Origin of the sequence: Halocatena pleomorpha, from assembly GCF_003862495.1 — an archaeon.
Taxonomy (GTDB): Archaea; Halobacteriota; Halobacteria; order Halobacteriales; family Haloarculaceae; genus Halocatena; species Halocatena pleomorpha.
Genome location: NZ_RRCH01000047.1, coordinates 1 through 13311, shown reverse-complemented (window position 1 = coordinate 13311; position 13311 = coordinate 1). Strand labels below are relative to the sequence as shown.

At 59.1% G+C, this 13311-nt stretch carries 15 protein-coding genes and 1 pseudogene; 7 read left to right on the top strand and 9 right to left on the bottom strand.

Annotation, left to right across the window (positions count from 1 at the left end; all coding sequences use genetic code 11):
- Positions 1-425 (bottom strand): annotated as a pseudogene (locus tag EIK79_RS17320) (RNA-guided endonuclease TnpB family protein); the annotation flags it as partial.
- A gap of 55 nt (positions 426-480) precedes the next feature.
- Between EIK79_RS17320 and EIK79_RS19095 the strand changes: the two are divergent.
- A complete protein-coding gene (locus EIK79_RS19095; RefSeq protein ID WP_267900517.1) occupies positions 481-615 on the top strand; it encodes a hypothetical protein in 135 nt (44 codons plus the stop codon).
- Between the two features lie 78 nt (positions 616-693).
- On the opposite strand, the gene EIK79_RS17315 is transcribed toward EIK79_RS19095, so the two are convergent.
- Positions 694-1479: a DUF4013 domain-containing protein gene (locus EIK79_RS17315; RefSeq protein ID WP_124956988.1), complete on the bottom strand. Its 786-nt coding sequence runs from the start codon at positions 1477-1479 to the stop codon at positions 694-696.
- Between the two features lie 351 nt (positions 1480-1830).
- On the opposite strand from EIK79_RS17315, the gene EIK79_RS17310 reads away from it, so the two are divergent.
- Positions 1831-2607 (top strand): 23S rRNA (uridine(2552)-2'-O)-methyltransferase, encoded by a 777-nt coding sequence (locus EIK79_RS17310; protein ID WP_124956986.1) that lies wholly within the window; start codon positions 1831-1833, stop codon positions 2605-2607.
- A gap of 5 nt (positions 2608-2612) precedes the next feature.
- Here the strand turns inward: EIK79_RS17310 and EIK79_RS17305 are convergent, their stop codons facing one another.
- The 5 genes from EIK79_RS17305 to EIK79_RS17285 form a co-directional block, all read right to left on the bottom strand.
- Entirely contained in the window at positions 2613-3356 is a 744-nt protein-coding gene (locus EIK79_RS17305; protein ID WP_124956984.1) for a queuosine precursor transporter, read from the bottom strand.
- The gene (locus EIK79_RS17300) at positions 3349-3525 is read right to left on the bottom strand and encodes a ribbon-helix-helix domain-containing protein (protein WP_124956982.1); all 177 of its coding nucleotides are present in this window, start codon (positions 3523-3525) and stop codon (positions 3349-3351) included. The genes EIK79_RS17305 and EIK79_RS17300 overlap by 8 nt, the downstream gene beginning before the upstream one ends.
- A 71-nt stretch (positions 3526-3596) precedes the next feature.
- A complete protein-coding gene (locus EIK79_RS17295; RefSeq protein ID WP_124956980.1) occupies positions 3597-4688 on the bottom strand; it encodes a geranylgeranyl reductase family protein in 1092 nt (363 codons plus the stop codon).
- Positions 4689-4809: 121 nt separating this feature from the next.
- Entirely contained in the window at positions 4810-5655 is an 846-nt protein-coding gene (locus EIK79_RS17290; protein WP_124956977.1) for a formate/nitrite transporter family protein, read from the bottom strand.
- Between the two features lie 73 nt (positions 5656-5728).
- Positions 5729-6685: a diacylglycerol/lipid kinase family protein gene (locus tag EIK79_RS17285; RefSeq protein ID WP_124956975.1), complete on the bottom strand. Its 957-nt coding sequence runs from the start codon at positions 6683-6685 to the stop codon at positions 5729-5731.
- 299 nt (positions 6686-6984) lie between these two features.
- Between EIK79_RS17285 and EIK79_RS17280 the strand changes: the two genes are divergently transcribed.
- The 5 genes from EIK79_RS17280 (at position 6985) to hemA (ending at position 11975) form a co-directional block, all read left to right on the top strand.
- Positions 6985-7644, top strand: a complete 660-nt coding sequence (locus EIK79_RS17280) for a PHP-associated domain-containing protein (RefSeq protein WP_124956973.1) — start codon at positions 6985-6987, stop codon at positions 7642-7644.
- A gap of 52 nt (positions 7645-7696) precedes the next feature.
- The gene (locus EIK79_RS17275; protein WP_124956971.1) at positions 7697-8761 is read left to right on the top strand and encodes an acetate and sugar kinases/Hsc70/actin family protein; all 1065 of its coding nucleotides are present in this window, start codon (positions 7697-7699) and stop codon (positions 8759-8761) included.
- 162 nt (positions 8762-8923) lie between these two features.
- Positions 8924-9985: a siroheme decarboxylase subunit beta gene (gene ahbB, locus EIK79_RS17270; protein ID WP_124956969.1), complete on the top strand. Its 1062-nt coding sequence runs from the start codon at positions 8924-8926 to the stop codon at positions 9983-9985.
- Positions 9982-10629: a precorrin-2 dehydrogenase/sirohydrochlorin ferrochelatase family protein gene (locus EIK79_RS17265; RefSeq protein WP_124956967.1), complete on the top strand. Its 648-nt coding sequence runs from the start codon at positions 9982-9984 to the stop codon at positions 10627-10629. Before ahbB ends, EIK79_RS17265 begins: the two co-directional genes overlap by 4 nt.
- Positions 10626-11975, top strand: coding sequence for a glutamyl-tRNA reductase (gene hemA, locus EIK79_RS17260; RefSeq protein ID WP_124956965.1), 1350 nt, complete (start codon positions 10626-10628; stop codon positions 11973-11975). The genes EIK79_RS17265 and hemA overlap by 4 nt, the downstream gene beginning before the upstream one ends.
- Before the next feature lie 23 nt (positions 11976-11998).
- Here hemA and gcvH read toward each other — a convergent pair whose 3' ends face one another.
- Together gcvH and gcvT are read right to left on the bottom strand one after the other, a co-directional pair.
- Positions 11999-12388, bottom strand: coding sequence for a glycine cleavage system protein GcvH (gene gcvH, locus EIK79_RS17255; RefSeq protein ID WP_124956963.1), 390 nt, complete (start codon positions 12386-12388; stop codon positions 11999-12001).
- Positions 12385-13311 (bottom strand): glycine cleavage system aminomethyltransferase GcvT (gene gcvT, locus EIK79_RS17250; protein ID WP_124956961.1); only part of this gene is annotated, 927 nt, incomplete at its 5' end. The genes gcvH and gcvT, both read right to left, overlap by 4 nt.

Below are 13311 nucleotides of genomic sequence, written 5' to 3'. Positions count from 1 at the left end.
ACGTCGCCGTCGAGCAAGTCCGCCCAGAGCGATTCCTGGGCGGGGTTGATCCGGAGCGGAATCCAGAAGGCGTTCCCACGTCCGGCTTGGGGAACGCGCCAACAGAACTCATGTGTTCTATCTTCGGAGTGGTCGAGACGCCACCCCTGATTCGTGAATCGGACGGGGTGGCCGTCGTCCAACTCCTCGGCGTTGTACGTTTTCCGGAGCTTCGGGACGTAACTCTTGAGTGCGTTTTTGGCGTGTCCTGTCAGGTTGTAGGGCGTGACAATATCGTTGACCGCTGACTGCGTATCCGCACCGGAATCGAACGCTTCCGACAGTGCGCGTCGGTACGTCGCCACGGTACGCTGAAGGCGGTGCTCTTTGTGCGCCGTTGGTGGCGCGAGCGTGGCTTGGAGCGTTTTCGTGGCGGGCGCGGTCACACCAGTACCAAGAAATCCATGCAAGTTAAGACTATTAAATCGCTATTGAATAGCGATGCGAAACCTAAACATCGAAGTGAGCGACGAAGAGTACGACCGACTAAGCGAAGTGAAAGAAGCACACGGCCTGACGTGGCGCGGACTCGTCATTCAGGGAGCAAAAGCGTTGGACACCGAGGGACCGCTGTAGAGGGACAGACAGCTAAGTGTTGCATTCAACCCCGCCGTGAACGACGGGGGTTTCTGCTTGATCCAAGATACGGGTATATTAGCTGGCTGTAGCGTCTCGGTGGCTGGCCGTGTCGGTTTTTATAGCGTTCGAAATCGACTGACCGTACATGTGTTGGACGGAAACACGCAGGTAAAACCGCAGAAAAAACCCGATGAGCAACGCCTGCAACGCGATCGTGACGGGAAGCAGTAGCAGTCGGAACAGGTTGGCAATCATCCAGCCGGCGGCGTAATCTTCTGTAGCGACACAGGCACGGAGTGCAGAGCGATCGAACGCGGCACGGATCGACCGTCGGGTGGCGAACAAAGCTGTGGCTGCGGGTATGAGATACGCGGCGACGATAAGCGCGAACAGTCCGAACAGAAGCGATAACGCGCCCACGGTGTTGAGTACCCCGTGTAGTCCCTGCCCAGTTGGTCGTCGAAGAACCAAGCCGATAGTTCCCAACGCGAGTGATGGAACGAAATAACACAAGAGGATCACAGTCGCGCTGATGCCATCGCGCACGACACCGAAGCGAAACGGTGGTGCAGTGGGTTCGCCGCTCCCGACGACGGCACGCAGTACGGCGACATCGTAGCCTCGCATAATGAGGAATACGAGCGAATAGGTGGCAACAACGGCCCCGAGGATGAGATGCGGCCGACGCTCCGCGCTTTCGCCGTCGAGAAAACGCGGTCCGAAATCGAGAAACTGCGTTTCGAACAGTACTGTCGTCACGACTCCCACGACTCCAATCACGCCGAACAACACGCCCCCGATCACGACCGCTGTTGAGCCGTTGTTCCCTGACGGTGGAAAGTTCAACGCAGCACGAATCACTGCCAAGACAGTAGGCCGTGACGACTATAACAGGCTCGAAATGAAAACCGCCGAACAGTTCGTGGTCGGCGGTCCTTCTGTGAACGACCGCAACCACATTGTTAATGGAGGGTGACACCATCATCGCTTGAATCGCTACGAGATCTTGCCACACGCAAAAACCGGCCCGAAAGCGCGGAATGACGACGGCTCGTTCATATCGTTTCCTGTCATATCTTTAATTTATATATTTTCGGGCGTGTGCAGACCATCCGGTGTGCCTTTCCGGATCGACCGCCTCATTCCCGCTATGACCGAGGCGTCGTTTGCAGTATACACACAGAACGGAACTAGACAACACGTGGAAAGACCATGAGCCACCGAGACGAATATTACAACAAGGCCAAACAGGAGGGCTACCGTTCGCGCGCAGCGTACAAACTCAAACAGCTCGATGCGGACGCGTCGTTGCTCAACGAGGGCGCAACGGTCGTCGACCTCGGGGCGGCCCCCGGTGGGTGGCTTCAGGTCGCCGCCGAACGCGCCGGCGAGGAGGGGACAGTAGTGGGCGTCGACCGCCAGCGCATCGATCCGATCGACGGCGTGGAAACGATCCGCGGCGATATGACCGACGCCGACACCCGCGAGCAGATCGCAGCCCGGATCGAAGGAGCAACGGGGGACGGCGCAGCTGACATCGTCCTCTCGGACATGGCACCGAACATGACCGGTGAGTACTCACTCGACCACGCGCGTTCGATTCATCTCGCCCGCCAAGCGTTCGACACGGCGATGACAGTGTTAGCGCCCGGCGGCGATTTCGTCGTGAAGGTGTTCGATGGCTCCGATCTGGCGGCATTCCGGTCGGAAGTCGAATCGGAGTTCAAATACGTCCGTGCTATCCATCCTGCTGCCTCCCGTGATGAGTCTTCGGAGCTGTATCTGGTCGGTAAAGGACACATTACCGTCCCGCTTGAAGCCGGTGAGGAGACCACTGTCGAGATCGTCGACACCGGTCACGAAGGCGACGGCATCGCTAAGGTTGATGGATACACACTGTTCGTTCCCGACGCCGACGCAGGGGAAACGGTTCGGGTCGTCGTCGAGGAGATAAAGCCGAATTTCGGCTTCGCTGAGCGGATCGAGTGACCTTCTCAGGCCGTCACCGCGGTCTTCGATCGATTCGATCGGACGTACCCCACCACCGCGTACACGAACGGCGTATCTAGCAGCGCGATGAGAAGTTTCAGCAGGTACTGACCCACCACGAGAGAGGCAACGGCACTCCCCGAGAGCGGAGCGCCGGTGTCCAACAGGACGGGCGCGACCACGAACCCAATCCCAACGAAGACGACCGTATCAATCAGTTGGCTCGTCGCGGTCGAACCGATGTTGCGAAGCCAAAGCTGTGCCCCGCCGGTCGCTTCTCGCAGCCAGTGGAACACGAACACATCCCAGTTTTGGCTGAGAAGGTACGCCGTGAGACTTCCGAGCACAATGTTCGTGCTCGCACCAAGCACCGTCTGGAAGGTCTCGGGATCGACAGCGTTGGACTGGGCCGCAGGCGCCCAGATCGTGCTCCAGACGAGCGCCAGCAACACGATGTTCATGAAAAAGCCGACATTCACCACCATCTGGGCCGATCGTTTGCCGTACAGTTCGGTGATACAGTCCGAGGCGAAAAACGTGAGCGTGTAAGCCAGCGCCGCTCCTGGCATGGCGAGCGAGCTGCCAGCGACTGGTATCGCTACTGGAAGCGTGAACTCGATCACCTTCGCAGCCGTCAACTGGGCTGTCACGAGCGCCGTGATAAACAGCGACACCAACACGAGCGCGGAAACGGATAGCACGAGCGAATCGGCGTCTCGGGTGGTGTCCCGCGAGCGGTTCTCACTCATCTGTTTCCAGTCGGCCGTGTCGTTCGTCGATCTCATCGAGCAGATCGAGCGTCTTCCGGATTGACGCCCGAATGGCGTCGCTCCGATTGACGAACTTCCCATCTTCCCCGACGTGGTCGTCGAGATCCTCAAGCAGTTCCTCCGGTATTTCTACGCTTATCTTGCCCATACTCTAGGGTATAGAATTTCACGGCTAATACCCACGGTTTCGACGGCGGAGTGGCGATCGGAGCGACGAACCTACTGTTCGGACGCAGAAAGGACGGCTCGTAACTGCTCGCGTGAGAACAACGTCGATGGCCGGTCCATGTGAACGCCGATCTCGCCGGACAGAGCGTCTAACCCTGCAGACTGGACAGCGGACGGGAGCGAATACGCACGCCGAATCCAGTGCCCGAGACGGATCTCGGTGCTGAGGTCGTCTCGCCACGCGCGTTCGTACTCCCCGAGTGTTCCGGGACGGGTCGGTTCGATCTCGCGGGCAGCATGATCGGCTGCACGCATTCCATATAGGATTCCGCCCCCGGTGAATGGTTTGGTCTGCCCAGCAGCATCACCAATGAGGAAGCTGCGTCGGCCGATCACTCGGCGCGGCGGACCGATGGGGATTGCCCCCGAACACCGGTGTGAGACATCGACGCCGTAGGCGTCACAGAACGAGGAAAAGCGTCCCGAAACGTCGCTATCCGGAGCGGCCGCAAGTCCGTATTCGACACCAGCGTCGCCCCGCGGGATGCGCCACGCGAAAAACGCCGGCATGGTGAGATGTACGTCGACGAATGCATCGTGGTCGGGCGTGGAATCGAACGCTAACACCCCATGGAGGAATTCCTCGGGTTGGGGGAGCTCACACTCCCGACGCACCCGCGATCGGGGACCGTCACAGCCTGCCACCATTCGCGCGTCGTGGTGCTCGGTTCCGTCGGGACCGTTCACTGTCACCGTCACATGGTCGCGGTGTTCTTCGAGCGCCGTCACGGTGTGCTGGTCACGCACGTCCGCACCGGCTCGGTCGGCCATCTCAGCGAGCGTTTTGTCGAGTCCGACCCGGTCGATGGCGTTCGAGACCGGTTCGTCCTTATAGAACGGTTCGCTGTCTGTTTCAGGCCCGCCGGTGTGAAACCGCGCACCCCGGATCTCGTTTTGAAAGAGTTCATCGCGGGCGTCTTCGGGAACGTACTCCCAGATGTCCGTGCTGACGTGCCCGGAGCAGGCGAGTGGGCGGCCGATCTCGCCGTGTTCGAACATGAGCACGTCATGGTTTCGCTTGGCCGCGCTGTGGGCGAACCGTGAACCAGCAGGTCCCGCACCAACAACGATGAAATCGTGCATTACCGGGCGAAAACACGCCTGTGAAGATATACCTTCGCTCTCCCACCGAATCGTACAGATACGATCGCACCCGGAGGCGACGGAACCTCACGATAACCCAATACTGCGAGACGGTCTTGGATCAGGAATCGTCCGTCTCTTTGGCTTCGAATTCGACATCTTTCCGCTCGCCTGCCAGCGCGATGTGACCGTAATTGATCAAGCCCACAAAGACGGTCCCACCGATGACGTTTCCAATCGTCGTACACAGCAAGAAGAGACCGAACGCTTCGAGCGTGACGCCCGTACCGAGCGCCACTGCTGAGAGCACCTCTGTCGTGCCGAGAATAGCGTGGTGAAACGGCCCGAAGCCGATGGCTGCAGTGGTGAGTAACACGAAGACGATGCGGCCGATCGTGTCGCGGCTGGCAGCTGAGAGCCACGTCGCTAATCCCATCAACCACCCTGCAACGATCCCCGAGAGCACGATGACCCACCACGGAAGCCCCACTAACGATCCCGCAAGCGAGCTGAATGCCGCCGGCTCTGCGATACCCATCCGACCACCGATAGCGACAATCAAGACGACGAATGTACCACAACCGACCAGATTTGAGACGTACGTCACGCTCCAAATGCGTCCCAGATCGGAGAGCGACGCGCGCCCATCGAGAACAGGGAGGACTGCCATCGTCGAATGGGCAGTGAACAGTTCGGTTTGTCCGACGACCACGAACAGAAACGGGATCGACGAGACACCAGCGAGGACGAACTGTTTCGTGAGTTCCGAGCCGAACCCACCGGAAAAGGTTAGCACCATCGCCATGAACAACGCGCCGAAGCTCAGGTTGAGTCCCGCAGAGACGCCAGAGATGAACGTCCCTAACACTGGCCGATCCATCTCTTTGAGCGCGTTCTCCATCTCTCGTTCGAGGATGTTGCGATAGGAGAGCGTTGCACCAGTCGGACCGTCAGGATCATCACTCATGTGCGTTCTCCCTGATGCTCGCCCTATAAAATGGTTCGTCCGTGAACGGGTGCGTCTGTCGCTACTAGCGTAGTCACTCCGGTTCCGGGCTGTACTCCGGTCCCACGACAATCTCCAACTCCCGTGGGCGAATATGCAGCGACAGCTCCTGATGGGCGCGTATCTCTCCATCGAGACTGAACTCGACATCGGTGTCTCGTTGGTTCGTTATCTCTAGATGATCGGACGTAAACCGTAGCATGTGTTCGGTCTCCGTTCCAAACCACCGTTGTATCGCGGCTTCGGTGAGGAGGTCGTTCGTCGGCATCTCTTCGACGATCAGCACCTCGAACAGACCATCTTCTGCGTTCGCTTGCCCGCCGTTGCCTGCGAACCGCCGCGCGTTCCCGATCAGGATACAGAGCGCCTCTCCCTGCCACGTCGACCCTGAAACGGCAGTTCCGGTATCGATCTCTACGTGAAGCGGATCGAACTCGGCCGCTTGTCGTATTCCTGTGAGCACGTACGCGAGCGTCCCAAATCGCTCTTTTAGGTCTGAGTCGGTCTCCGAACTCGTTTTCGCTGTGATGCCCGCAATGCAGGAGTTCGTGAACAGTTCGTCATCGGCCACCCCAACGTCGATCTGCCGCCGTTCACCCGTTTCGAGCAGTTCGAACGCGCGTTCGATACGTTCTATCCCGAGATTCTGAGCGAAATTGTTCCCTGTTCCAGCGGGAATCACGCCGAACGTTACATCAGAAAGGGAACCAGCCTCATCATATCCTTCAACGACCTGGTGTATCGTCCCGTCGCCACCACACGCAGCGAGTCGGGAAACACCTTTCTGGGCGGCGTCTTTTCCCAGTTCGATCGCGTCGCCCGCCTGCTCCGTCTCGGTAACCGCGTAGCCACGGTCGTTGGCGTATGACCGTACTTTTTCGACGTGATCTTCTGTCCCGCTCGTCGGATTCAGTATGATCTGCCACCGATCACTGTCTGGAGAAACGGCCATTGACGGACTGTCGCCCGAATCGATGTTCTCATCGTTCATAACGTCTTGTTGATGTATCAGTGTTCATCGAGTGCCGTCTGTCAATCCCTGACCGTACGTCCGCTTCGGTGCCGGTGTCAGTACGCCTACGCACGATGATTATAGACTGTTTGTGTTCCAGCCACAAATAGGCGTTAGATTCGTTTAATGAGAGAGGAAACCCTTTGGGTGAGAAGCACCCACAGTTACGACACACTGTGGAATGCACTGTCGGCTTTATCGAGCGCACGCCCAGATTCCACATACATCGGGGAAGTACGTTCGAGCGGTACGGTCGGTGAGACGCGGAGTACACACCAATGGTTACAGTAGATCTGCACACCCACACCCGGTTTTTTCACGCGTTCAGTGGCCCGACTAGCTACGATCCGATCGGCGCGCGCCTGTTAGTAGCGTTCGCACAGTGGCGTGGACTCGACGCCGTCGCAGTGACCAACCACGATTACTACAGTCGTCTCGACATCGATACGGGATCACTAACCCTCATTCCGGGGATAGAGGTGTCGACAACCGCTGGTCACGTGCTAGTGGTCGGACCGGAACCGCCGATGCGAACGACGCCGGGAGCACTCACACCAGAGGAAATCATCGATATCGCGCACGAGCGTGACTGTGCGGCGATCGTTGCCCATCCGTTCCGGAACAGCGTGGTTCGTGATCTCGATTTGCCGTTCGATGCCTACGAAGTCAACGGCAAGCGCTCCGTGCCGATCGATCAGATCCAACAGTTGGCTGAAACAGACGAAACGTCCCTTGTCGGGGGGAGTGACGCCCATTTCCCCTTCGAAGTCGGGCGGGCGTACACAGAAGTCGACACCGAGGAGTCCACACCAAAAGCAGTCGTCAGGGCGATCCGAGACGGACGGGCCGACTATCGTCTCAACGAATCGATACCACTTGAGCTGATACGGCAGTTCTACAAGCGAGTGCATCGGCTCAAAGGTCACGTCGATCATTGAGCCGTGATCGATCTGTGATCGTTTATCCGTGGTGCCTTTGAAGAAGTGGTGTATGCTTGGGGAGACACCGCCTGTCGGGAGAGAGCAGAACGGTCCGGTGCCGATCGGAATCAAGATCGGGAGTACTCGGACCGTCGTCGCTCGACCACACGAGCGGGGGATCGAGACCCACGCAACACTCACCTGTTTGGCTCAGTACGAAGACGTTTTGTCGGGGACGACGCAGGTCATCTACGGTGAGAAAGCGGCGTACGAATATCCCGAGCGAGTGGAGTTTATGCTGCGGACGGGACTTCCCGAGGATGATGCGCGGGCAGCGGCCACAGCGACGTTTTTCGAGTGGATTGTTGAGGAGTACGATCTCCCGAAAAACAGCGTCGTGGTGTACGCCATTCCGGCGGTCGACAACGAAACTGGATTACAGAACCTGATCGACGTGATCGAACGAACCGATATCGGTGAGCAGCTCACCAGGGGGTATCCGGAGTCGTTGTGTGGGTCGCTTCCTGCGTTCGGGCCGAATTTAACAGCCATCGGGCACGTTTTCATTTCGATCAATATGGGATCGACGAACATCGGCGCGTGCGCATACCGTCATGGAAAACAGCTATCACGGTTTACGACGGGATCGATCGCCGGTAACGAAGTTGATCGGTGGATTGCCAACAACGTCGAGGAAGAAACCCAAGGCCGGGTCCATATCGATGGGACGACAGCACGAGAGTACAAAGAGGAACACGGTGATTTCAACAACTTCCGGCCGTTTACCGACGTTATCCAACAACCCGGTGGTGGCACCCACGAGTTCACGATCGAGCGCAGCGTAATGGACGCGCTCGATCGGTACGTCGACGAAGCCGTCGACGTGATTGCGAACGAATTCCTCCCGCAGCTAGCCACCGACCACACGAAAGTGTACAAGCACGTCCTTGACGAACCGATCACGCTCACTGGTGGAATGGCTGCCGTTCCGGGCCTGCCCGAAACGTTTGAACACCGACTCGGTGAGGAACTCCAGCACAGCGTCACCGTGATCTCGCCTAAGACCCCCGAAACAGCCGCTGCTCGGGGGGCATTCAGCCTTGCACAACAGTTCATCGAGAAGGAGTGGTATTAACCACTGCAAAGGGTGGTCACATGTGATCGAGTGCAATCGCGTCGTGGTACGATTCGATAACACCGTCAAACAGACGGCTTGCGCCGACCGTGGAACGCTTTGAGGGAACCCATACTTCGGTGCGAACGCGTCGTTTATGGGTGGATGGCCCGGAGAAAACACATGAGCACCGAAGAGTTGGACCGTACCGATCGGGCCATCATCAACGGATTTCAAGGCGGCTTTCCGGTCACAGCGCGGCCGTTCGAAGCGGCGGCCGACGCGCTCAGTGACCGGTCGATCGACGTGACGGCCGAGGAACTCATCACGCGAATTCGGACGCTGTCCGAGGAAGGCGTTCTTACGCGGTTCGGACCACTCATCAACGCCGAAGCGATCGGCGGCACGGCCACACTGGTGGCTATGCACGCGCCCGAAGACCAGTTCGAGGCGATCACAGAACAAGTAAACGACCATCGAGAAGTCGCACACAACTACGAGCGCGAGCACCCCCATCTCAACATGTGGTTCGTCGTGTCGGTGGCCGACGCCGACCGTGTGGAGCAGGTGTTAGACACTATCGAATCCGAAACTGGACAGCCGACGTACAACATGCCAAAACAGCGGGAGTTCCGCGTCGAGGCGAAGTTTCCGATCGATGGACCACTGCGCGAGACCGGACTCGACCTTTCCGGCCTGGGACCGTCGCCCGATCTTTCTACTGAGCAAACGGGACTCACGACTGACGAACGCGCGTTGCTCCGAGAGATTCAGGACGGGTTACCGCTGACGCAGACGCCCTACGCTGACGTTGGGAGTGCCATCGACCAGCCGCTTGAGTGGGTGCTCGAAACGATCGCTGGGTTCAACGAGCAGGGGCAGATCCGGCGCATCGGCGTGATTCCAAACCACTACGCACTCGGCTACACGGAGAACGGAATGACGGTGTGGAACGTTCCGGATGATCTCATCGAAACGGTTGGACCGGCGATCGCGTCGTTGGAGTACGTCACCCACTGTTATGAGCGGCCACGCCACGAGGACGTGTGGCCGTACAATTTCTTTGCGATGACTCACGGACGGACTGAAGCTGAAAGCGACCGACGGATCCGGGCGGTTCGAGATCGGATGGCTGAATTCTGGGCTGTCGATGCTGACCAGTGGGACACGTTGTTCTCGACAACGGTGTTGAAAAAAACGGGCATTAGACTCGATGACAGGCTGTCGAACACGGAGTCAACGTGATTCCTATATTACATGATTTCACCGGCACCCGAGTGCTCGTCTTCGGTGGTGGGCGGGTCGGTGCGCGTCGCGCCCGCACGTTCGCCCGTGAAGCCGACGTGGTGGTCGTCAGTCCCACGTTCGTTGCGGCGTCATTCGGCTCGGCGGCTCGCGTCCGCGCCGCTCCCGAACCGGCTGCTGTCGCGGGCTGGATCGATCGCGTCGATCCTGCGTTGGTCGTCGCAGCCACCGACCGAACGGCACTGAACGAGGCGATCGCCACCGCCGGCCACGAGCGTGGTATTCTCGTCAACCGGGCCGATCAGGCGGCTGGAGCCGACAGAACGGTCGCTGATGTTGCCGTTCCCGCCACCGTCTGGTCAGACCCTGTCGTCGTCGGCGTCTCGACAGGGGGCCACAGCCCGGCGTTGACCCGCGTGCTCCGAGAGCGGATCGAACCTCACATCGAGGACGCGGGTGAGATGGCACGGGTGACGGGCGATCTTCGAGCGACACTGGACGACGTGCCACCGACGCAACGGCGATCGGCTCTCCGTGCGGTTGTGCGGTCCGATCGTGTTTGGAAGGCTTTAGGTGATAGCCAGACGAAAACAGAGCAAGCAGTGAGCGAAGTCATCGCTTCGGAACTGGGTGAAACGGAATGACTGCCGGCACTGGCGTCCTCACGGGGTGGAGCATCAGCCACAGCAACGCCGACATCGACACGATCGAAGTCGCGTGTTCGAGATCTGACGCAGAGATCATCGAATCGGTGCTCGATCAGTCTGCTGTCACTGAGGCTCTCTGCCTCCAGACGTGCAACCGGATCGAGACTTACGTCGTCACTGACTCGCCTGCTACCGGTCGGGCGGCGCTCGAAACGGTCCGGCCTGATGTTCCCGATTCGGCCGTCCGCGAGTTGGATCACGAGGGATCGCTACGGCACCTGATGCGCGTCGCCTGCGGCTTGGAGTCGCTCGTCCTCGGTGAGGACCAGATCCTCGGTCAGTTGCGGGACGCGTACCTGACCGCACGGTCGATGGACGCCGTCGGTCCAGTGCTCGAAACGGGGTTGACAAAAGCGATCCACGTCGGTGAGCGCGCACGAACCGAGACGACGATCAACGAGGGCGTCGTTTCGTTGGGGAGTGCTGCTGTGAAGCTCGCTGACCGAGAGACAGAACTCGCTACTGCGACGGCGATGGTTGTCGGTGCGGGTGAGATGGGTACGATCGCTGCCAGTGCACTGGCTCCTGATGTGGACCGGCTCATCGTCGCTAATCGAACCACCGAGCACGCTGAACACGTCGTGGACGCCCTTGATGGTGCCTGTGCCGTCGGTCTCGATTCGCTTTCTGGCACGATCGCGGACTGTGATATCGTCGTCAGCGCTACAGGCAGCGATCACTCGATCATTGACCGCTCGACGGTGAACGCGAGCGATGGACCGACGTTGCTCGTCGATATCGCTCAGCCCCGTGACATCGATCCGGCCGTCGGTTCGCTTTCGGATGTAGAGCTGTACGATCTCGACGCACTCGAATCGATCACAGCCGAAACCACGGCAACCCGCCGCGTTGCCGCCCAACAGGTCGAGGAGATAATTGACGAGGCGATCGACCGGCTTCTCACTCAGTACAAACGAAAACAGGCCGATGAGGTCATCGCCGCCATGTATGAGGGGGCAGAACGCATAAAACAGCAGGAGCTACAGACCGCGCTCTCGCGACTCGACGCGAAAGACGAACTCACCGCCGAACAGCGCGAGACTGTCGAATCGCTCGCTGACGCACTCGTCGGACAGCTGCTGGCTGTACCGACGAAAAGCCTCCGTGACGCCGCAGAGCGCGACGACTGGTCAACGATCAACACCGCGCTTCAACTGTTCGATCCTGATTTCGAAGACCAGCCGACCCTGTCCGATCAATCACCGCAGTATCCATCTCCGAACACGAAATCGACGGCGGAAAACACCGAAATCACGGGATCGGACACAGCGGACGACGACTGACTGCGCGCAGCACTGGAACTGGCTCACTCGATCTGTTGTTCGTACTCCTCGGCAGTGAGCAGTGCGTCGGTTTCGGACGTGTCGATCCCATCGAGTTCGAGCAGCCAGCCGTCGCCGTACGGATCGTCGTTGAGGCGTTCGGGTTCGTCGAACACTGCTTCGTTCACCGTAGCAACGGTCCCGGACAGCGGCGAATACAGATCCGAGACGGCTTTGATCGATTCCACCACACCGAGTTCGCCGTCTTGATCGATCTCTTCGCCCGGTTCTGGTAACTCAACAAATACGATATCACCGAGTTCGTCCTGTGCGAACTCCGAGATTCCGACGCGCGCGGTTCCTGATTCCTCATTGATACGCGCCCATTCGTGCGTTTCTAGGTAGTAGCAGTCTTCAGGTATCTCGAAACTCATTGTTCAGTGGTTGCGTGCTCAAAGGGCGGGTTTGTGATGAGTCCTGCCTTTCGATCACCGCGAATGACAACTCGGATCTCCGTTCCCGGCTCGGCGTGAGCCGTGGAGACGTACCCGAGTCCGATCGAAACACCGAGTGTCGGGCTGAGCGTTCCACTGGTCACGGTTCCGATCTCGGTGCCATCCACGCTCTCGATCGCGTAGCCGTTGCGTGGCACGCCGCGCTCAGTGAGTTCGATGCCGACGAACTGCTCGTTCGGCGTGGCTTCAGCGAGCGCCTCCCGTCCCAGAAACCGGCTGTCAGTATCCACAACGAAGCCGATCCCTGCTTCGTACGGCGTCCGCGGATTTGATTCCGGATCGAAATCCTGCCCTGAGAGCAAAAACCCCTGTTCGATCCGGAGCGTATCCCGTGCTCCGAGTCCGCAGGGCTGACAGTTTATGGCGTCCCATACCGTCTGTGCGTCGTCCCACGGACAGAGCAGTTCGAACCCATCCTCACCAGTGTATCCTGTCCGCGAACAGAGACAGTTCACGCCCGCGACGGACGCTGACGCGATTTCGAACCGTCCGAGGTCTTGGACCGTCTCCGTCACCTCACTGAGGTGTGCCTCGCTTTCTGGTCCCTGAACGGCGATCATCGCGTACTGTTCAGTGACGTTCTCGACCGTACAGTCGAGATTCCACTTCTTGCGGGAGGCACACCAGTGGTCGTACAACTCCTCGTCGTGACCGGCGTTCGGAACGAACAGATACCCTCCCTCATCCGGTCGGTCGTAGACGACTGTATCATCCAGCATGACGCCACGCTCGTCTGTGACCGCCGAGTACTGTCCCTTTCCCGGTTTGAGAGCAGTCACGTCGTTTGTGGTGAGCCGCTGTGTGAGTTCGGTCGCGTCCGGCCCATGAACTTCGATTTCGCC